We start from the raw sequence: 20,680 nt of genomic DNA on the forward strand, positions 1-20,680 counted from the left end.
CATACCTCGTAACCCGCCTGAGATAGTAAGCCGGTTAGTTAACTGCCGAAGTCTTGAGAGATACATCCAGAAAAGTTGAGAAATGACAAAACGGTTGGCTCCAACCCTCGCGGAGGATGCGATTGGGCAATTTGTAAGAAAAAAACGATTTCTTCAGTTTACTTTTGCCAGCACCGGCAGTGAATACTTAGCCGCTCAACCCGCAGGGATGGAGTAGCGGAGTCGAGTGGTGCTTCTCGATTGGCAAGGCTGGCCAGCTTGGACGTGAATACCTCGGGCGGGGTGAGGCGGGCGTATTCGATCGCAACGTCGTTTGAATACCAGTGCATTATTCATTTCATATTGATTAGCAGAGGATAGCTATATGTTGGTTGCGTACCGACTTGCGCTGCGGATTGCCGTGGTGGTGGGGCTGGGATTACTGAGCGTAGGCCTCGCGGGCAGCGACTGCCGTGCGGTAGAGATCGCCCGTTATGCCATGAACGAGGGAACCGGCGGCGAAACCGCTTCGTCGGCTGGCGGCTCGGCAGGCGACGCAACACTATTTGGCGACATCCAATGGGTCACCAACCTGCTCGCCCCAGCCAGCGGTAACTCTGCTGCTTTACAGTTTCCCTCTGGCGGCATCGACAACTACTTGCTGAGCGACACGCTCGAAGGGGTGACCGATAGCTTGCCGCGAACGATTAGTGCCTGGGTGCGAACCACCAGCGACGGCAACCTGACGATCGCCGACTCGGGTACCGAAGCGCTGAACAGCCGATTTACGTTTCGCACGAATAACACATCCAGCCAGGGAGTGATGGGTGCCTTGCGACTCGAGGTCTCCGGAGGCTACGCGGTGGCCAACACGCCGGTGAACGATGGCCAATGGCATCACGTTGCGGTAACGGTTCCCGATGCGGGAAGCGTGGACGACATCAAGTTGTACGTCGATGGTCAACTCGATGGCGACGCGAGCACCACCCCCTTCAGCGGGGTGCTCGACACCACGATCGCAACAACCAATGGGCTGGTCCGCATCGGCCAGCGCGTGAACGGGCAATTCCCCTTCGAGGGAGTGATCGATGAAGTGCGGTTGTGGAACGAAGAGCTTAGCAGCTCCTCGATTGCTTCGCAGGTTCCGAGCACGCTGCCCACCTTTGGGTTTGTGGTCGACGCGGTGACCGGCAACATCTCGCTACACAATGAGTATGGTTCGACAGTCAACGAGATCGTCGGCTACACGTTGCACTCTGACGCGGGCAACCTAAGCACCGCAAATTGGTTGAGCGTTGCCGAGAACTACGATGCCGACAGCGGTAGCTCCAGCTTCGATGGAAACGACACTTGGTTCGAAATCACCGACACCAGCCAGCCTACTTCTTCGGATCTTAGCGAGTTCACGATCAATGGCGATGGCGGATCGCTCGCCAGCGGCGGAACCCCGCTCAATCTGGGGAATGTGTGGTCACCGCTTCCTTACGAGGCCGTTGGCGACATCACCGCGGAAATCATTTTCCACAACGGCGAGCGTCAAGCGATCGGCGTCAGTTATATAAACACCGGCACCGCCTTCCCGCAGGGCGACCTTGACCTCAGTGGCGATGTTGATGCGGCCGACTGGGAGATCTTCCGCTCGAACTTGCTTTCGCAGTTTCCCACGCTTACCAAACGCGAAGCTTATCTGCTGGGCGATATCGATCTCGATGGCGACAACGACCGGAGCGACTTCGACTTGTTTGAGGCTCTCTACGACACCGCTCGCGGCCCTGGTGCGCTCCAATCGCTGATCTCTGGCACCGCTGCAGTTCCCGAGCCTTCCACGTGGATGCTCGCGTTACTTGGTGGCTTGCTGCTGTTGGGGGCAAGTAAATGGCGTTCGTCGCAAAATCTTACGTATGCACGTATTAATCATGAGGAAACGAAGACCGTGAAGAGGTATCCGCGTTCTATTATCAAAACCATGGTGGCCCTTTTGATCTTGGTGAGCACTGCTGCCGAGGTTTCGGCCGTTGAACTACTGCATTACTGGGATTTCGAAGGCTCCTACGAAGACAAGGCCGGTCTGGCCGACGGCACCGCGGGAGCCGAGGTGGTGAGCGTTACCGGGCATAACGGTAACACGGCCGCTTACTTCCCTGCCGCGCTCGCCAGTGGCGAAGCCTTCGATGCGACCGGTTACGTCGATATCGATAGCACCAAAACCACGAATACCGGCAATGCTGCTTTCTCGTTTAGCTACTGGTTCAAACTGGCGGTAGACGACACGACGGATGCCCGCGGAATTTTCGACTTCAGCGGCAACGGAGGCGACGGTCCTCAGTCGCTGTGGATACAGACCGGGACGAATGAAAATAAGCTCGCCTTCCGTGTCGATGGTGTCGGCAGCGGCAACGCGTTGGCATTGGTCGACCTGCCGCTAGAGGACGATCAATGGCACTTCTTGGCTGCCACGTTCGATCCTACTGGCAACCTCGAAGTCCATGTCGACGGAGCCGGGGTCGATGCGAGTGCACTGGCCACCGGGGTCGGCACGGTTGATTGGAGTCCTGATCAGTACTTGGGAGCGTTCAACGTTGCCACGGTTGCCTCGCGGGGGATGAATGGCAGTCTCGACGACATGGCCATTTACAGCGGGGTGCTGACCTCCGACGAGATCGCAGGACTCTACACCTCGGCCCTCACGCCCGATGCTTTCTTGCCCGAGCCGATTGGCATCGAAGTAAATACCACTACTGGAGTGGTCAAGCTGAGTTACTCGGGCATCAATCCGATCGACTTCGATTATTACGAGATCGTTAGCGAGGGGAGCGAATCGCTCGACGTTTCGAAGTGGTCGAGTCTGGAAGATCAAGACCTCACAGGTTTCCCCGCTGGCGATGGCAGTGGAAATGGATGGGAGTCCGCTGGTGGTAGCAGCGACGCAGCGCTCGGCGAAGTTTACCTCGACGGTTTCTCGACCTTCACCAGCAGCACGACTCCGATCAGCTTGGGCTCGATTTTCCGCACTGACATGCCACAGGATCTGAGCTTCATCTATCGCGACGCTAGCGGCGTTTACGTCGAAGGCGACGTGACCTATGTTAGCACTCCTGCGATGGCTGGCGACTTTAATGGCGACGGCATGGTGAATCTCGCCGACTACACGGTCTGGCGCGACAATCTGGGCTCGTCCGACGAGTCGGCCTTCGCCCCGGGCACGGGAAACGGTGGCGGCATCGATGCTTCGGACTACCAAGCTTGGAAATCCAACTTCGGGGCGACCAGCGGATCGCTTTCGGCCGTCGAGGCGGCCAATGTCCCGGAGCCCGCAACGATCATGGTGGTGTTTCTCGCGATGGCCGCATTCGGCGTGCGTCGCTCGGCTCGCGCGGTCGCGTCGCTCGTGCTGCTACTCGGCTGCGCGACCGCTGTTCAGGCAGAAGTCACCACCGACCGTCTCTATTCGTTCGGCGATGACACCTCGCAGGAGTCGCCAGGCAATGGGGTGACCATTACTTCGGTTGCCGATAGCTGGTTCGACCCCGCACTGAATGGGGCCGATAATCCGAGCCTCGACTACGAAGACTCGCCGATGGGCGGGTACGGCGGGGCGAGCTACACCACGTCGGTTGCTCCGGCGACCTCGCCGCAGAGCACTGCTCGAGGATTCAGCAACAACTATGCAGCAGACTTTGATGGAACCACAGGGTACTTTCGTGGTGGTTTTCTCGGCAATCCGGAAGCCTCGAATGCTTCGGCCGACTACGTGCTCAGCATCAGCTACGGCGATGGCCCTTTGAATTATAAAGGCATCCAAGCCCGCGGGTTTCAATTGTGGGTGAATCCCGATGTCGCAGGCGGCTCGACTCAAACCGTAGTTCGCGATACCACGAGCCATGGACTGGCCATAGGGACAACCGGCAATTGGGTCATGCGATACGCTTCGACCAATTACGACTCCGGCGTGTCCGCGGCTGTGAACGACTGGTCGCACGTCATGGTGGTCGCGGCCGAGCGGTCGGGGGGAAGCACCGCGGCACCGGCTTTTAATGCCGTGATGTACGTCGATGGCATTGCGGTCACCGCGACCTCCGGCACTTACGGCGCGGCCAACACCACGTTGGAGGGGGAAGGGGGCGACCTGACGGTCGGCGCCAACATGGACTCAACTGGCAACCCCATTGAGTTCTTCGATGGTTCGATCGACGAGATGGAGATGTTTGTCGCCGGCACTTCGCAGAAGACCACGTTCACCGACTTCTTTGGTACCGATACCGAATTACCCCGCGTGCAGTATGGTTCGTTCGATCCGGCGGTCGACAACGACTACATTGCTGCGGAGATTGCAACGTTTGGCGATATCACCGGCGACGGGGCAGTGACCAGTGCCGACATCAATCAATTCATGGCTGGTTGGCTTAGCGAAAATCGTGTGAATAGCATCCTGGTCGGCGATCTGAACAGCTATGCCAACGGCGACTTGAACTTCGATGGCATCGTCGACCTCGGCGACGCGGTCGAGTTCAACGGCATCGCGGTAGCCGCCGGACTGGCCGGGCTCGACTTTTCTCAGCTCGGCAGCACTGCGGTACCCGAGCCAACGACGCTCGCCACACTATTGCTCGGCGTTGCTCTTAGCGCAGGCATTCGACGTTACAGGTGATTTATTCTTTTGGTGATCTATTCTTGGGAGAAACTGACTAATGAGACTTCAACAACTATGCGTTGGAAGTGCTGTCCTGGCGCTTCTTGTGTTCGCCTCGACCGCTTCCGCGGCCCAAATTCTGCATTACTGGGACTTCGAAACCAGCTACGCCGATAAGGTTGGCGCGGCCGACGGAACCGCTGGATCCGAAGTCACGACCAGCGTCGGACACGATGGAGCCACTGCTGCTACGTTCCCCGGTTCGCTCGCCGGCGGCGGTGCTTTCACGGAAGAGGGCTTCGTCGACACGACTGGTGCCGACGTCATTGGTGCCTACGCCTTTACCTATTGGTTCAAGATCGCCGACGACGGTACCACGAACCCCCGCGGCCTGTTCGACTTCAGCGGCAACGGCGGCGATGGCCCGCAGTCGCTCTACATTGGCAATAGCGACACGCTGGCTTTCCGCATGGATGGCGCCGGTGGTGGTGGGGCTGCTACGTACGCTCCTGAAGGTGGTCTGGAAGACGACCAGTGGCACTTTGTTGCTGCCAACTACGATCCCACAACCGGTATTGAACTCTATGTCGATGGTTCCACGGTGGTTGGCTCGCTCGATGCCAGCTTTGGTGACGCTGTGGGTGGTTGGGATGCCGATCAGTACCTGGGAGCGTTCAACGTGAACTACACCACGCAGGTTGCTCGTGGGCTCGATGGATCGCTCGACGATGTTGCCATCTACAGCGGCACGCTCACCCCCGCCCAGATCCAGGGCATCTACGAAGGCTCGTTGCTCCCGACTCAGGTGCCAGAGCCATCGACCGCTTTGATGTTGTTGGGTGGATTGACTACCCTGTTGGCTGTTGGTGTTCGTCGCCGGGCTTAGCAGATTTGTTAGGAATGGCAGTTGCCGGACGAGGAGCACGTCTACTCGTCCGGCAGCTTACTTACAGAGATTACGGAACAGAGTTGCGATTCACTTCCCGCGGAATTGTAGGCGATATGAAAAGTAGTATGGAAATCGGTTTTCGAGGTCGAGAGCAGCGTTTGGCGCTTGTATGTTTGTTGGCCTGCCTGGCATTGGGTTGCTTGAGGGTCGAGCCAATTTATGCCCAAGCACAGCCCAATATTGTAATGATTTATGCCGACGATATGGGCTACGGCGACCTCAGCGGCTTTGGGGCTACCGACCTGTCGACGCCGAATATCGATAGTCTTGCCTCGACCGGTGTGAAGTTCACGAACTTCTACAACTCGTCGTCCGCCTGCAGCACTTCGCGGGCTTCGTTACTCACCGGGTCGTATCACCCGCGTACGAGTGTGCAAACCGTGTTTAGTCCGGGAAGCACGCAAGGTTTGAATCCCGACGAAATCACCATGGCAGAAATGCTGAACGGTGCGGGCTACCAGTCGGCCATGGTCGGTAAATGGCATCTCGGCCACACCACGAACATGATGCCCTGGCAGCAGGGCTTCGACCGGTTCTACGGCATTCCCGTATCGCACGACTACAACAACGGCGGCCCGAACTTTCCCGACGGAGTTCCCACCTACGTCAAGGAACCAGGCCAGAACTACTACGTCGAACGAGTGGTGAACGAAAACAATCTTGAGCAAGTCGCCCAGTACACGGGCCGCTTCTCGAACAAAGCCGCTCAGTACATTCGCGAACGCGATACCTCGAAGCCAATGTTCCTGTACGTAGCCCAGCCGATGCCGCATGTTACGTTGGCCGTGACCGACGAGTACGCTGGCACTTCCGAGCGTGGGCTCTATGGCGACGTGATGCAGGAACTCGATGCCGGCGTGGGGACTATTCTGCAGACGCTTGAAGACGAAGGCATCCGCGACAACACCATCGTGGTGTTTGCTGCCGACAATGGACCATGGTTGGTCTACGGAAATCACTCCGGCGAGACCGGCGACCTGCGCGAAGGTAAGCGAACCACCTTCGACGGGGGAGTCCGCACCCCAGCGGTGATCTCCTGGCCCGAGGGAATCGATCCCGGGCAAGTGGTCGACACCCCAGCCGCGGTGATGGATCTGTTTCCGACGTTTGCCGCCATCAGCGGAGCAACCGTTCCAACCGATCGCAAGATCGATGGCGTCGACATCCGCTCGCTCTTCATGGAAGACACTGGCACTACTTACGACGAAGAACGTCCGCTAGCGTTCTACGATTGGGATAGCCGAAGTCTCCATGCGGTACGTAGCGGGCAGTGGAAGTTAGTGTTCCCGCATTCGTACGAAACGGTCGACGAGGCTGGCATGGACGGCGATCGTGGCACCTACGATTGGGTGAACGAACCGTTGGCTTTGTACGACATGGTGAACGATCCCGGCGAAACGAATAACCTTATTAGCAGTAACCCAATGGTTTACGCGGAACTGCTGAGCATGGCGAATGACTTTCGCGCGGATCTTGGCGATAGCCTTACCAGCACGCCGGCCGGCCCGAACGTCCGCCCGATTGGCACCGGAACTCTACTGCCATCGCTCACGATCTATGGCGATTTGAATCACGACGGCGTGGTCGATTTGAGCGACTGGTCGCTGTTTCGTCCAAATATTCTGAAGGACGTATCCGATCTCGATTCGGCACAAGCTTACCTAATGGGCGACTTTGATCTCGACGGACGCATCGGCATAGCCGACTTTGCCGCGTTCAAAAATCAATTCGAGCAACACAATGGTGCAGGTAGCTTCGCTTCGCTTACTCAGGGGGTACCTGAACCTCGCACAGTGGCTTCGGTTTCGGTTGCCATCATCTCGTTGGCCGTGCTTTATCGATTTGAATTCGTACAAAGCAGGCGAAATGGGTGAAATGCTGAGAATCTAACCATTTTATATGTCAGTTTGAGCTACTTCGGGACATGTACTTTATTGCATTGTCTGTAGATAGCGATCTCTCCAGCTCGTTGTTGAAGTAAACCGTTGCGATTGATGGCAATTCGATCGTCCAGTCGCTATCTTGAATCGCGGAAGCCTCATTACGCCCGAGTAACCCGGTGGGCATCTCACGAGGCGAACTTCGATACGGGAGAGATGTTATGCGACGTGAGTCCGCAAAGCTCAACAGGCGGCGTTTCGTAAAGAACACCCTAGCGGCCGCAGGCGCCGCGATCGTGGCCCCCACGATCATTCCGAGTTCCGCACTAGGACGCGACGGAGCCGTGCCCCCTAGCGAGCGCATTACCGTCGGCGGTATCGGCATCGGCAATCGTGGTACCTACGATTTGAACTGCTTCCTGCAGCAACCCGATGTGCAATTCAAAGCGGTTTGCGATGTCAAGGCGAATCGCCGCGAAGCGGTGAAAGCGATGGCCGATCAGAAATACGGCAACAGCGACTGCGACATGTATCGCGACTTCCGCGACTTGCTCGAGCGCGACGACATCGACGCGGTGTTGATCGCCACCGGTCCGAACTGGCACTGCACTGCTGCCAGCTACGCGGCCAAAGCTGGCAAAGACATGTACTGTGAGAAGCCCGTTACTAAGAACATCGTGCAAAGTCTGACGCTACGCGATACGATCAATCGCACCGGGCGCGTCTTCCAGGCCGGTACCCAACGACGGAACCTGCCGCACTTCGCGTTCGCCTGCATGTTGGCTCGCACCGGTAAGCTCGGCAAGTTGCGTCGAGTGTACGCTCACCCTGCTGGCATGCATGCCATGACCAGCGGTTGGCTTCCCCCGCAACCCGCGCCCGATCCGAATGTGGTGGACTGGGACATGTACCTCGGCCCCGCGGCCTGGCGTCCATTCAACGAAGCACTGCTCGACGGTTTTAACTTCGAAAAGGGTGGTGGTCTCGTCGGCGGTGGCGTGCTCGAGTGGGGCTCGCACTGCGTGGACCTCTGCCAGTGGGCGGTCGACGATTGTCCCCCACCGGTGGAATACGACGCTCCCGAAAATGGGCAGTTGGTCGCCCGCTATGAAAATGGCGTGGAACTGATCTTCCGTGAAACTGGGTGGATTCCACTCGGATCGTGCCCGGTGCGTTTCGAAGGAGACGACGGTTGGGTCGAAGCGGGCGACAGCGGCAAGCTGGTACTCAGCTCGCCCGAACTGCTTGCTGGTCGCAAGGTCGAGGAGATCGGCGGCTACCCCGCTACGTTCCACGTTCGAGATTTCCTTGATAGCGTGAAGTCGCGTAGCTTGCCAAAGTGCAACGCCGAAGCGATGTGCAACGCCCATATCGCTTGCCACGCGGCCAACATCGCACTGTTCCTGGATCGTCAGGTGAAGCTCGATAACTCGACACATATGTTTGTCGACGACGCGGAGGCGAATCGCTTGCGTAGCGAAGCACTCCGCGAACCTTGGCGGCTGTAATCCCCACTGACACGGTCTATCTAACCAGGGATATCGGCTTGCCATGGCGGGTGGTTCCCTGTTCTCGATCATTCATCTCACTTGGTTCATTCCCATGTTGAATATTCACAAACAGTTGCGTTTGTCGGCATGCGTCGCTTTGGGCATGGCGGTGCTGCTGGCTGCTAGCTCGGCCTACGCCGAAAAGAGCGAAGCCGAACTACTGGCCAAGCTCAACTCCGATGCTCCCGCGGCCGAGAAAGCCGTGACCTGCAAGTACCTGGCTATCTACGGCACCACGGAATCGGTGCCCACGTTAGGCAAGCTGCTCGTCGATCCAGAATTGGCCTCCTGGGCTCGCATTGCTCTGGAAGCAATTCCAGGCCCCGAAGCCAACAAGGCGCTTCGCGATGCGACCGGTCTCGTCGAAGGGCGTTTGCTCGTTGGCACGATCAACTCGATTGGCGTGCGACGCGATGCCGAATCGACAGAAACACTCGCCGCATTACTCAAGAACAGCGACGACAACGTCGCTGCGGCTGCCGCCGTGGCATTGGGACGCATTGCAGGGAGCGACGCCGCGCAGGCGCTGACTCCCATGATTGCTGCCAAATCCGAAACCGTTCGCTCTGCAGTTGCTGAGGGATGCATCCTCTGTGCGGAGCAATGCTTGGCGAACCAGAACACCGCCGAAGCGATCAAGCTATACGATCTAGTTCGTCAGGCCGAAGTGCCGAAGCCTCGAATGCTCGAAGCAACACGGGGAGCCATCTTGGCCCGCGGGCAGTTGGGCGTTCCGTTGCTTGTCACGCAGCTTCGTTCGGACGATCGCGACCTGTTCCGTTTGGGACTCACCACGGCTCGTCAGCTGTCGGGCAGAGGAGTCGATCAGGCTCTCGTGGCCGAGTTGGCGAATACCACTCCTGAGCGAGCAGCGCTGCTTGTGCAGGTGTTGACCGATCGGCCCAAGCAAGCGGTGCTGCCAGCCATCATGGCGGCCGCCGAACAGAGTGCCAAACCGGTACGATTGGCAGCCATTAGTGCCCTTGGGCAAATCGGCGACTCCAGTTGCTTGGACTTGTTATTCGAGTTTGCCACGAGCGACGATGCGGAAGAATCGCAGCTGGCTAAAAAGTCGCTGGCCACGATTCCTGGCAGCGATGTTGATACCTATCTATTGTCGGTCGTCAACTCCGGCGAGGGCAAAGCCTATCCCGTGGCCATCGCACTGGTCGGCGAGCGTCGTATCGACGCGACTGGCTTGTTGAAGCCCGCACTTGAGAGCGCGAAGCCATCAATTCGCCAGGCAGCACTCGTTGCCCTTGGCGAAGTGGTACAGGCCGAAAATCTTTCGCTGCTGGTCGATAAGGTGCTGGGCGACAAGCACAGCGAAGACCTGCCAGTGGCGATTCAGGCGCTCAAGACCGCCAGCGTTCGCATGCCCGACCGCGAGGCCTGTGCTGCCGAGTTGTCGGCCGCAGTGGAGAAGGCCTCGTCGATCGAACTCAAGAGCAAGTTGCTTGAGATCGTTGCTGCGGTCAGCGGTACCAAAGCCCTCGCAACGGTCGGCGATGCCGCGGTTAGCGACGAAAAAGCGTTGCAGGACGTTGGCACTCGCCTGCTCGGCAAGTGGTCTACGGCCGATGCCGCTCCAGTGCTGCTCAAGGTAGCAACCAGCGACAACGTAGCCGGCAACTACCAGGTTCGTGCACTGCGTGGTTACATTCGCATTGCTCGTCAGTTGCCAATGGATATTGCCAAGCGAAGCGAAATGTGCCGCCAGGCTTGGCAGGCAGCGACTCGCACGAATGAGCAACAAATGGTGCTCGAAGTGCTCGAACGCTACCCGAGCCAAGCCAATTTGGAACTGGCCAACGAGGCACAGGACATTCCTGAGCTAAAGGAGCAAGCAACCAAAGTATCCAACGAGATTTCCAATAAACTCAAAAGTTCCTAAGCAATTGCTCCTGTGCTGTGCGGTTACACGGCCGAAGTCCAACCTTCCTGTGGATAGGTATAAACTTGCGAATTGGCTTGCGACTGCAACTCGCCAACGCGACGCGCAGCCGCGGCCACCGCATCGGTCGTAGGTAGGTAGTCGAATCGCAACCCCACATCGAGCGTTTCGCCCGGATCAAGCATGACGACCCGCCCGTGTTGGGCTTCGTAAGGTTTGGGATTGGGGAAGTTCGTAGCGGGTTCCAAACCGACGACGTACCCATCGGCCGATGGCACGGGGTTCTTCCACAATGCGAAGCAGGGTAGCGAGTTGGTTGGGTACCTGCAAGCAACTCCCTGAGTCGCCGCCTGATTGTGCAGCACCACTTCGGTTTCGGAGGATTCGGACGACAGCAAGTCCATGAAGTAAACCTGTTCGCTCAGCCCGGGGGTCGGAGCTGGCATCGTTTCCCAGACTCCTACCCCTTCGGCGGCATTCGCATCACGAGGCACCAGCGTTTTCACGGGAGCAATCACCTTGGATCCGGCATCGAGTATCGGTTGGCCGACATTCATGTGGTACAGCAACTGACAAGTGGCCGGCATGCCCGAGATGTTTTCAATTTGATCTTGTAGCGTAAATCCCTTTTCTCCCAGGCGGGTGGTTAGCGTGGTTCGCAGTCGTAGTTTGGTGAAGTGGAAACGTGTTTCCTGCACGATTGCCGAAACGCGTAGCAACTGCTGTTCGGGGTCGATCGAAAGAATGACCTCGCTGGCAGGGCGATTCGCAATTTTGCCATGCAATCCATACTGCAGTGTGCCTTGCTCGTCGAACACGGGAGCCCCGTTACTCTCTAGTCCACAGCGCACGATCAACTCGTCGAACCCATCGAGCCAACCAAGTCCACTTGGATCGGATAGGTTGACGAACTTGGGATGCACGGGACCCGCTACCGGCGATTTCCAACCGATGTCGACTCCATCGCAGGTCATTTTCCACACCCCCATGCCTCGCGTGGGAAGTAGATCGATTTGCAAAGGACCATTGCGGAGCGTTAGTAGGTCGACACCGTCCTGTAATCCACCATAGAGTCGACGCAGCGAAGCCGACAGTTCGGCAAGGCCTTCGACCGCGAAGTCCTGGTACTGGATTGGGGTGTCGGAAGCGTATACACTCCAGTTACTACTCGCCATGGTTACCTCGCCTTTTCGACTTTGGGGTTTTGCCGCGTCACCTACCTGATTTACCGCGGCCATTGCTTTCTAATTCTCTTCCCAGGTTCCACCTATCATGATGCAGAACATTGTATCCAGCGACAACGTGCAAGCCATCCTCGATCGTGCTCTCGATGCAGGCGAAGGGCTGCTTCGACTGTCGCCTAACTGGGTGCCACGCAGTTTCCTTCATCCAGGCAAACGGATTCGCCTCGACCCTCGCGATTATTATTCGTACGGAGCCGAACGCGGTGGCATTGATGAACGCTGGTTTGCCAGCACCACCGACGCGGCCAACGAAGGACGCGTGTGGTACGAAGGGCAGAGCTTCGTGCTCTTCGAAGGGCAGCATTTTCTACTGAAAGACGCAGTAGCCGAAGCCGGTGCGCGGATGATCGGTCAGGCAATGTGGGAAGGTTACCAACGCTGGCCAGTTTACTCGAAGTTTTTCGACAACATGGGCCCGATTCCTCACCACATGCATCAAAGCTTTGAGGATGCCAAGCTGGTGGGGCAGGAAGGCAAGCCGGAAAGCTACTATTTTCCGCCACAATATAACAACTGCGACAACAACTTCCCTTACACCTTCATGGGACTCGAGCCAGGCACTACGAAAGATCAAGTGCGGAAGTGCTTGGAGAATTGGAACAACGGCGAGAACGGCATCCTCGACCTCTCCAAGGCGTATCGCTTGAAGCGAGGATCTGGTTGGTTGATCCCACCCGGAGTGCTGCACGCTCCCGGTTCACTTTGTACCTACGAGCCACAGTGGGGTAGCGACGTGTTCGGCATGTATCAGAACATCGTCGAAGGGCGCTACGTGCCATGGTCGCTCTTGGTGAAAGACATGCCGGAGGAGAAGCACCAGGACCTCGATTTCATCGTCGACGAACTTGATTGGGAGCGGAACGTCGACCCCAATTTCAAAGAGAGCAATTACCTGGAACCCATCACGGCCAACTCCGGCGATGGCTGGCGAGACGACTGGATCGTGTACGGACGAGTCGACGGCGCTCAGCTCTTTAGCGCCAAGCGATTGACCCTCGAACCTGGTGCTAAGTGTGTGTTGAACGACCCTGGCGCCAGTGGGTGGATTACCGTGCAAGGCAAGGGACGCATGGGCACCCTGGCTCTACAGACTCCCACGATGATCAAGTTCGGTGCCGAAACCGAAGACGAGATCTTCATCACGCACGAGGCCGCCAATCGAGGCATAGAGATCGAAAACACCGGCAGCGAGCCGCTCGAAGGACTGCGTTACTTTGGTCCCAATACGTTCGATTCCGTGCCAGCTGTTGGCGACTACAAGGCTTAAACTCGCTTGGTTTATATCAGGAGGAAACGATGAGTCACGCTCATCCAAAGCTGCACAATGCGATGTGGCCTGGGCTGGTTGGTAAAGGAGACGAGCCCGGGCTGGAGCCCCCCATTGGTTTGCAGCAAATGCTAGATTTCACTACCGCTGCGGAAGTGGATGGCCAGAAGTTTGATGGCATCGACTGCTTTTTGCTCAATCCCCATACCGATCCAAACTCGTCGGACGACGAGCTTCGCAAGGTAGCCGACGAGATTCAGTCGCGAGGTCTGGCGATTGGCTCGATAGTCGCTCCCGTATGGCCCGGCACGGTCGGCGACTCCGCCATGGGCGACGAAACCGCCCGGAGTAAGTTCGTCGAATCGATTCGCCTGGCTTGTCGCGCGGCGAAGGTGTTCAACGAGCATGGCGTGAGAAAGTACGGGGTGATTCGCATCGACTCGGCCGAGTTCGGCGTTGAGAAATGGCGCGAAGATCCAGTCGCAAACACACGCCGTATCGCCGACACGTTTCGCGAAGCGGCCAAAGTAGCGGCCGACTACGGGGAACGACTCGCGGCCGAGGGCGAGATATGCTGGGCCGGCATGCATAGCTGGCAGGACATGCTCAACCTGCTGGAAGAAGTTGGGATGCCAGAAACGCTTGGATTCCAAGCCGACCTGGCACACACCTATCTCTTTCTGATGGGCTACAACGCTCCAGAGTATGCATTGCTGCAGGACGGTTACAGCGAGCAGGAGTTCTACGAAGCCTACGGGCAAATGGTGTCGAAGCTACGCCCATGGACTATCGATTTGCACATCGCCCAGAACGATGGCGAAGTGTTTGGTGCCGGCTCGCACGACAAGACCGGCAAGCACTGCCAGGCCGACGACCCGCGCGGCAAGCTCGACATCGTGCGTTGCGCCAGTTACTGGCTCGAGGGAGCAGCCGATCGCGGCATTCAGCATATTTGCTGGGATGGGTGCATGTTCCCTAACCAAGTGCTCGAAACACCAAGTACTTGGAATAATATTCTCGAAACCATGATTCAAGTTCGCCAAGCTCACGGGTGGGATTAACCATGACAAAACCTCTTCGTATCGGACTCATTGGCTGCGGCTTCATGGGGCGGGCCCACTCGAATGCCTATAATCGGGTGAGTAACTTCTTCGACCTCGAGTACACACCGGTGCTTCAAGCTGCTTGTGCACGGAACGCCGAGTCGGCCGAGGCGTTCGCTAAGACCTGGGGGTATGCTTCGTTCGAGACCGACTGGCGGACGCTCGTGCAGCGCGACGATATCGACGCGATCGACATCTGCGTGCCGAACCATTTGCATCGCGAAATGGCCATCGCCGTGGCCGAGGCCGGCAAGATCGTGTTGTGCGAGAAACCACTCGCATTGAACACCGCCGATGGCCAGGCCATGTGCGAAGCCGTGGAGAAGGCCGGCGTGCCGAACATGGTGTGGTACAACTACCGCCGCGTGCCTGCGGTCACACTCGCCCATCAGCTGATTCAGGAAGGTAAGCTCGGCCGAGTGTTTCACTATCGGGCCAATTTCTTGCAAGACTGGACGATCGCCGACGACTTGCCACAGGGGGGAACCGCTCTCTGGCGACTCGATGCCAGCTCCGCAGGATCCGGCGTTACCGGCGACCTACTTGCTCACTGCATCGACACCGCACTTTGGCTCAACGGTGCCATTCGCAACGTGAGCGCCATGACCGAGACCTTCGTCAAAGAGCGGCATCATAATCTGACCGGCAAAATGGAACCGGTGAAGATCGACGATGCGTCTGCATTTTTATGTCACTTTGAAAATGGCTCGCTAGGGCTGTTCGAATCAACTCGCTATGCACGCGGGCACAAAGCGTTGTATACGTTCGAAATCAATGGCGAGCATGCTTCGATTAAGTGGGACTTACACGATCTGCATCGCCTGGAGTACTTCGACCATCGCGACGAAAGCAAGCTGCGGGGCTGGCGATCGATTCATGTCACCGACCACGGCGGAGAGCATCCCTACATGGATCGGTGGTGGGTGCCCGGCCTGCAGATCGGTTACGAGCACAGCTTTGTACATCAAGTGGCCGACTTCCTCGAAGGACTGGCGACCGGCACCCCAGTCGGTCCGACGTTCCGCGATGCACTGCAAACCCAGCAGGTCTGCGACGCGGTGCTCGCAAGTGCTGAGTGCGGAAGCTGGAAGAACGTAGAATAGTTGTGATTTGTCTGCAAAGTGTTGACCCGGCGCACTGGGTGAGCGATGGTAAAGTGCAGTAAATCGATCCCTTTATTCATTGAAGTGTCTCAACGGAGTTCTACCTCATGCAATCACGATTCTCTTGGGCCGTTGTTGTACTCGCGTCCGTGCTATTCCTAGCGGCCGGCCAACTGGGTTGGGCGGAAGAAACCGACAAGAGCGAAGAAGGGTTTGTGCCGATCTTCGATGGCAAGACCTTGGATGGTTGGGATGGAGATTCTGAGATTTGGAAAGTGGAAGAAGAGTCGATCTCGGGAACTACTACCAAAGAAAACCCACTCAAGGCGAATCAGTTTATCATCTTCAAGGACGAAGTCGATAACTTCGTGCTGCGACTTGAGTTCTGCATTGCCGACGAGGGAGTTGGCAACTCAGGCATTCAGTATCGTTCGAAGCATCATCCTGAGGTCGGCAAATGGGTCGTGCGTGGTTACCAGGCTGACATCGAACGCACCAATCAATACATGGGCATTCTTTACGAAGAAGGTGGCCGAGGCATCCTGGCGCTACCGGGCGAGGATGTCGAGCTTTCCGATGGCGGCAAGCAAGTCGCAAAGAAAGTAGTCGGCGAACTGGGGACTCGCGAGGAGCTATTCAAAGACGTAAAGGCCGGCCAGTGGCAGAAGTACGAAATCGTGGCCGATGGCAATCACCTGATCCACAAGATCAACGGCCGCGAGATCGTGAACATCGTCGATAACGACACTCCTCGTGCTTCGCAAAGTGGTGTGCTGGCATTCCAGGTGCATGTCGGTGAGCCGATGAACGTCATGTTCCGCAACATTCGTCTGAAGAAACTCGGCGACGACAAGTAACGCGGCGATTGTTAGACCAATGGGTCACCCACTTGTTAGCGGTCCCCCCTCCCTAAGCGGGAGGGGCGGCCGATGTGGGGAATAGTTGATGCGAGTCGCAAGCGAATGGGCCGGTGCTATCCGCAAATGAAGCGGTGGGACATCCGACCGTATTGAGCATGCTGACAAATAGATTCGACATCGGTGTCTCTTCGGCCATCTTCAAGTAATGGCCATGATTCATGCCCATCGACTTGCCGCCAGCGAGCACCAATGGGTAGTTCACTGCGTTGTGTGTTGTACTGCAGGCACTTCCATACAGCACCATGGTGCTATCAATGAGTGGTCCCCGAGCATCGTGGGTCTCGTTGAGCCGCGTGAGGAAGTAGGCGAACTGTTCGGCGAGCCAACGGTCGTAGCTGCCCCATTCTTCCCAGTGCCCATCAGCCTGATCGTGGCTAATTGCGTGGTGGCCCTTTTTGATGCCAAGGGCCAGCTTCGGGAAGTTCTCACCGAAGCCCATGCCATCTTCGCGGGCCATCATATAGGTCAGCACCCGAGTCATGTCGGTCTGCAAAGCGAGCACCATCAGGTCGAACATGGTCCGCAGGTAGGCCGTGGGGTCGACAGCCGGATTGCAGTCGAAGTTAATCTGTGTACCGTCGACCTTCGGCAGTGGAGTGTCGAGCCAACGATCGTTGCGAAGAATTTGCTCCTCGACTGAGCTTAGCGAGGTCATGTACTCCTCGAGCCGTTGGCGATCGGCCTTGCCCAATTTGCGTTCGAGCGATTCGGTGTCTTCCATCACCAGATCAACAATCTTCTTGCGTTGAGCCAGCGATTGTCGGCGTTCGTCCGAGGAGGAACCACCAGCCGGGGCGAAGTATCGCTCGAAGATCGCTCGCTGGCGATTTTCGGAGGGGATTGGTCGGCCGCCGTCACCGAAGCTGAGCGTCGATACACGCGACTTGTAGCCGATGCCGCCGTCGGTGGAGAGGATTAGCGACGGGTAACGGGTGTCCTTGGTGAAATGGCGAGCGGCAACCTGATCGACGGAAATTTGGTTCTGATAAACCGAGCCACGCAGGTCGCCACCGGTCAGCCATGTGTCGGCTGCTAGATGCCCGAGCACGCTCCGGCTATTGGGATGGCTGAAGCCACCGAGGATCGACATCTTGTCGCGGAGTGGATTGAGCGATTCGAGCACTCGGGTGTTTTTGTAATCAGCCCCGCTGCCCATCGGAAACCAGCTCCACTCCTGGTGGGCGGGATTCGACTCTGGCGGCAAGCTCGCACCGTTGGGGAAATATACAAAGCACATCCGCTTGATATCGGCCGCTGGCGGCGCGGATACAGTGTTTGCGAGTCCCATGGCCTCGAGGTATGGCAATGCACAAGCGACTCCCACGCCTCGCAGCATCGTGCGGCGGTCGATCTTCCAGCTTTGTCGACTCATGTGATTGTTCTCCCTAGCAACGGCAAGGTTGCATCAGTCCTTTTATTCGCCTGAATTGGATACGATACTCGTCTCGACGCCCAGGAACGCGGGGCTTTCAACAATCGCTCGAATCGCGGTTTGCACGCGATACTCATCGGCCACTACCCGATCGACAATCGCATCGATCTGAGGCTCATCGGCGTAGTTCGTATCGCGACCCAGAGCATAGGCCATCAGGTGATCGACTACCGATTTAGTGACCGCATCGGGCTGCTTTTCGAGCAGGTAGGTTTTCAGTTCGTCGATGCCATTCACCACCGTACCATCGGGAAGTTCCGATCGTGAATCGATGGGGCGGCCTTTCGCTTTCAGTTGGTAGCGACCCACTGCGTCGTAGTTCTCGAACGCGACGCCATAGGGATCGATCTTGCGATGGCAATCCACACACGATGGTTTGTTGCGATGCAATTCCAGTTGCTCTTTGAGGGTCAGGTTCTGGAATCCAGGTGTCTCGGGATCGAGTTGGGGTACGTTCGGTGGGGGAGGGGGAGGGGGGGTGCCGAGGATCTTATCCTTCAGCCAGACCGCTCGCTTGATTGGATGGGCCTGCGTGCCATCGGAGTGCCCGCACAAGAACGCTCCTTGCGAGAGCAGCCCGCCACGATGCATGTCGGGCGTGATCGACACCGGCCGGAACTCCCCGCCTGTGACTCCTTCGATACCATAGAACTCGGCTAGGTTCTGGTTGAGCATGGCAAAGTCGGAATCGACAAACGTAAGCAAGCTCAGGTTGTTTTCGATCACATGTTGGACGAAGTACTTGGTTTCGAGGGCCATGTCGCGTTTGACAAATCGCGTGTAGTCGCGGTAGGCACCGATGTTTACGTTCATACCGGAATGGCGATCGAGCCGAAGCCATTCGGTGGTGAATGAGTCGATGAACCGCTCGAACCGCTTGTCGGCGATCATCCGCTCCACCTGCAGACCGAGGTTTTCACGCAATGTGCCTTGTTCGGCTAGTTGGTAGAGTTCTTCGTCCGGAGGGGAGTTCCACAGGAAATAGGCTAGCTTCTCGGCCAACGAAACATCGGCAGCAACCTGGTCGAGAGGAGTATCAAGATATAGGAAGTGAGGCGAGCAAAGCGCGGCAATCAGTACTTCCTTGACTCCTTGATGGTAGTTGTCGTAGTCCCCGCGAATGGCTTGCCAGAACTCAAAATAGCGATCGAGTTCCACGTCGGTAAGATCTCGACGAAATGCCTTGGAGATGAATCGATTGAGCACCTCGCGGGTGTAAGCATCAACGTCGGTTTCTTTCAGTGGTGAGTCGAAGAAGATGCCCGTATGGCTGGCCGGCGGCCAGACCTCGTAGTAGGGGGCTTCGAACTCAATCGAACGAACCACAATCGGAACCCCACTTTCGGAGTTCGATTTCACGAGGTGATCGTTCCAAATGCCGAGGATCATAATGTTGGCAAGATCACCGGTATCGTTCAGATCGATCACCGGTATCGGCAGGTTCTCGAGGTAACCACGGAATTCGTATGTCGCAGGCTGTCCTGGTTCGGCTGACACCACGTGAGGTTCCGTGAGTTCGGTGTACTCCATGCCATCGTCGGTACGATTCCCCACAAACGCTCGAATCGCAGCGGTGCGTGGTTCTTCGGTAGTCGGTTCCGCTGTTTCTCCTTCCGCAGTTTCTGCCTCTGCGGATTCTTCTTCAATCGCGGCGAGCGAGGCCACCACGCGGGCGATAATCGGGCCTTCGCTTGGGTAGCACTTGCGAAGCAGCAGCTTCATGTTTGGCGAAGGTCCTTGCCACGACTTCGGCGGCAACTCGGTATGCGGCAATGCCGAATAGAGCAGCAACCCATCATCGACCACACGGTAGCGATTACCATCGGAGCCACGCATGCCGATGCCGATATCAGACTCGATGGTCCGTAATGCAGCGGTTTCCTCTTCGGTAGTCCCGCTTCTGGGATGCCCTTGGTCGTCGAGTATTTCGGCTCGAACGTGCTCTCTGGGAATCGGTGCCGACTGGTAGCCACCAATCACCGCGGCATGGTGTCCTTTGCCGACATCGGTGCCCAAAGTGACTCGATAGTGATGCGATTCCGGCCGCTCGCCTGTGACGATTGCCTTGTCGAGCGCTTTGCGAGCGATGGACTGAAAGTACTCCACATGCAACGGAGAAGTCACCAAGGCCTCGCCGCTGTTGGTAAAACCCATTTTCGACTTGGCTTCGTTCGGCAGGTCCTGCTCAAAAGCGATCGGGAGATGTAGTAACTCACCTAATGTATAGGCGTACTGTTCGCGGGTTAGGCGTCGCAGGTTCGCGTTGACTACTGGTTTGGAAAACTTACGCGACAACTCGATCGAGCTGGTCATCCATTCCACCATCACGCGACGTTCTTCGTCGGTGGGCTGGGCGTCGTAGTCGGGGGGCATGTCGCCTTGGTTGATCATGTCGAGCGCGAAATCCCAATGTTCGGCATCCGACCCATCAATCATATTTGGATTGAGATCATCAATCTGAAAGCCAGCTTCTTGGGTATCGGCCCCATGGCAACCATAGCAGTACTGCTCCAGCAGCGGCTGAGCTTTGTTTTGGTATGAATCGAGCATCTGCTTCGTTGCATCCTCTTTCGAGGAGCTGGCCGAAGAATCAACCGGATCGACAACCGGTGCTTCCTCAGCATGGGCCACCAGCACTAAGGCCGATACGAACAAAACCGAAGCGGAAAGCACGCGGGCGTCGAAGCGACGTTTCGTCAGGGCGCGTGACTCACGCTGATTCATAGTGA

The 20,680-nt window shown here is 57.2% G+C and carries 12 protein-coding genes; 9 read left to right on the forward strand and 3 right to left on the reverse strand.

The annotated features are described in order from the left end of the window. The first annotated feature begins 364 nt into the window (after positions 1-364). From Pan181_RS06070 to Pan181_RS06090, 5 genes are all read left to right on the forward strand, one after another. On the forward strand, positions 365-4,627 hold the full coding sequence (locus Pan181_RS06070; protein ID WP_145245977.1) for a LamG-like jellyroll fold domain-containing protein: 4,263 nt from the start codon (positions 365-367) through the stop codon (positions 4,625-4,627). Positions 4,628-4,667: 40 nt separating this feature from the next. Then, positions 4,668-5,495: a LamG domain-containing protein gene (locus Pan181_RS06075; RefSeq protein WP_145245978.1), complete on the forward strand. Its 828-nt coding sequence runs from the start codon at positions 4,668-4,670 to the stop codon at positions 5,493-5,495. 248 nt (positions 5,496-5,743) lie between these two features. After that, positions 5,744-7,432, forward strand: a complete 1,689-nt coding sequence (locus Pan181_RS06080; RefSeq protein WP_197528963.1) for a sulfatase-like hydrolase/transferase — start codon at positions 5,744-5,746, stop codon at positions 7,430-7,432. A 227-nt stretch (positions 7,433-7,659) separates the two neighbouring features. Then, positions 7,660-8,946 carry a Gfo/Idh/MocA family protein gene (locus tag Pan181_RS06085; protein ID WP_145245980.1) on the forward strand — a complete coding sequence of 429 codons (1,287 nt, stop codon included), beginning with the start codon at positions 7,660-7,662 and terminating at the stop codon, positions 8,944-8,946. Between the two features lie 94 nt (positions 8,947-9,040). Continuing rightward, entirely contained in the window at positions 9,041-10,882 is a 1,842-nt protein-coding gene (locus tag Pan181_RS06090; RefSeq protein WP_197528964.1) for a HEAT repeat domain-containing protein, read from the forward strand. A 23-nt stretch (positions 10,883-10,905) separates the two neighbouring features. Here Pan181_RS06090 and Pan181_RS06095 read toward each other — a convergent pair whose 3' ends face one another. Further along, positions 10,906-12,057, reverse strand: coding sequence for an aldose 1-epimerase family protein (locus Pan181_RS06095; RefSeq protein WP_197528965.1), 1,152 nt, complete (start codon positions 12,055-12,057; stop codon positions 10,906-10,908). Between the two features lie 97 nt (positions 12,058-12,154). On the opposite strand from Pan181_RS06095, the gene Pan181_RS06100 reads away from it, so the two are divergent. From Pan181_RS06100 to Pan181_RS06115, 4 genes are all read left to right on the forward strand, one after another. Further along, the gene (locus Pan181_RS06100) at positions 12,155-13,393 is read left to right on the forward strand and encodes a cupin domain-containing protein (RefSeq protein WP_145245983.1); all 1,239 of its coding nucleotides are present in this window, start codon (positions 12,155-12,157) and stop codon (positions 13,391-13,393) included. Between the two features lie 29 nt (positions 13,394-13,422). After that, positions 13,423-14,454, forward strand: coding sequence for a sugar phosphate isomerase/epimerase family protein (locus Pan181_RS06105; RefSeq protein ID WP_145245984.1), 1,032 nt, complete (start codon positions 13,423-13,425; stop codon positions 14,452-14,454). Positions 14,455-14,456: 2 nt separating this feature from the next. Further along, positions 14,457-15,599, forward strand: coding sequence for a Gfo/Idh/MocA family protein (locus Pan181_RS06110; RefSeq protein ID WP_145245985.1), 1,143 nt, complete (start codon positions 14,457-14,459; stop codon positions 15,597-15,599). 107 nt (positions 15,600-15,706) lie between these two features. Then, positions 15,707-16,456, forward strand: coding sequence for a 3-keto-disaccharide hydrolase (locus tag Pan181_RS06115; RefSeq protein ID WP_145245986.1), 750 nt, complete (start codon positions 15,707-15,709; stop codon positions 16,454-16,456). A 52-nt stretch (positions 16,457-16,508) separates the two neighbouring features. On the opposite strand, the gene Pan181_RS06120 is transcribed toward Pan181_RS06115, so the two are convergent. After that, positions 16,509-17,891: a DUF1552 domain-containing protein gene (locus tag Pan181_RS06120; protein WP_145245987.1), complete on the reverse strand. Its 1,383-nt coding sequence runs from the start codon at positions 17,889-17,891 to the stop codon at positions 16,509-16,511. 42 nt (positions 17,892-17,933) lie between these two features. After that, entirely contained in the window at positions 17,934-20,675 is a 2,742-nt protein-coding gene (locus tag Pan181_RS06125) for a DUF1592 domain-containing protein (RefSeq protein ID WP_145245988.1), read from the reverse strand. Positions 20,676-20,680 lie beyond the last annotated feature (5 nt).

Source organism: Aeoliella mucimassa, assembly GCF_007748035.1.
Lineage (GTDB): Bacteria > Planctomycetota > Planctomycetia > Pirellulales > Lacipirellulaceae > Aeoliella > Aeoliella mucimassa.

Coding starts and splice junctions, on each gene's coding strand:
- Pan181_RS06070 (WP_145245977.1), top strand. CDS start 365: ATGTTGGTTGCGTACCGACTTGCGCTGCGGATTGCCGTGGTGGTGGGG.
- Pan181_RS06075 (WP_145245978.1), top strand. CDS start 4,668: ATGAGACTTCAACAACTATGCGTTGGAAGTGCTGTCCTGGCGCTTCTT.
- Pan181_RS06080 (WP_197528963.1), top strand. CDS start 5,744: ATGATTTATGCCGACGATATGGGCTACGGCGACCTCAGCGGCTTTGGG.
- Pan181_RS06085 (WP_145245980.1), top strand. CDS start 7,660: ATGCGACGTGAGTCCGCAAAGCTCAACAGGCGGCGTTTCGTAAAGAAC.
- Pan181_RS06090 (WP_197528964.1), top strand. CDS start 9,041: ATGTTGAATATTCACAAACAGTTGCGTTTGTCGGCATGCGTCGCTTTG.
- Pan181_RS06095 (WP_197528965.1), bottom strand. CDS start 12,057: ATGGCGAGTAGTAACTGGAGTGTATACGCTTCCGACACCCCAATCCAG.
- Pan181_RS06100 (WP_145245983.1), top strand. CDS start 12,155: ATGATGCAGAACATTGTATCCAGCGACAACGTGCAAGCCATCCTCGAT.
- Pan181_RS06105 (WP_145245984.1), top strand. CDS start 13,423: ATGAGTCACGCTCATCCAAAGCTGCACAATGCGATGTGGCCTGGGCTG.
- Pan181_RS06110 (WP_145245985.1), top strand. CDS start 14,457: ATGACAAAACCTCTTCGTATCGGACTCATTGGCTGCGGCTTCATGGGG.
- Pan181_RS06115 (WP_145245986.1), top strand. CDS start 15,707: ATGCAATCACGATTCTCTTGGGCCGTTGTTGTACTCGCGTCCGTGCTA.
- Pan181_RS06120 (WP_145245987.1), bottom strand. CDS start 17,891: ATGAGTCGACAAAGCTGGAAGATCGACCGCCGCACGATGCTGCGAGGC.
- Pan181_RS06125 (WP_145245988.1), bottom strand. CDS start 20,675: ATGAATCAGCGTGAGTCACGCGCCCTGACGAAACGTCGCTTCGACGCC.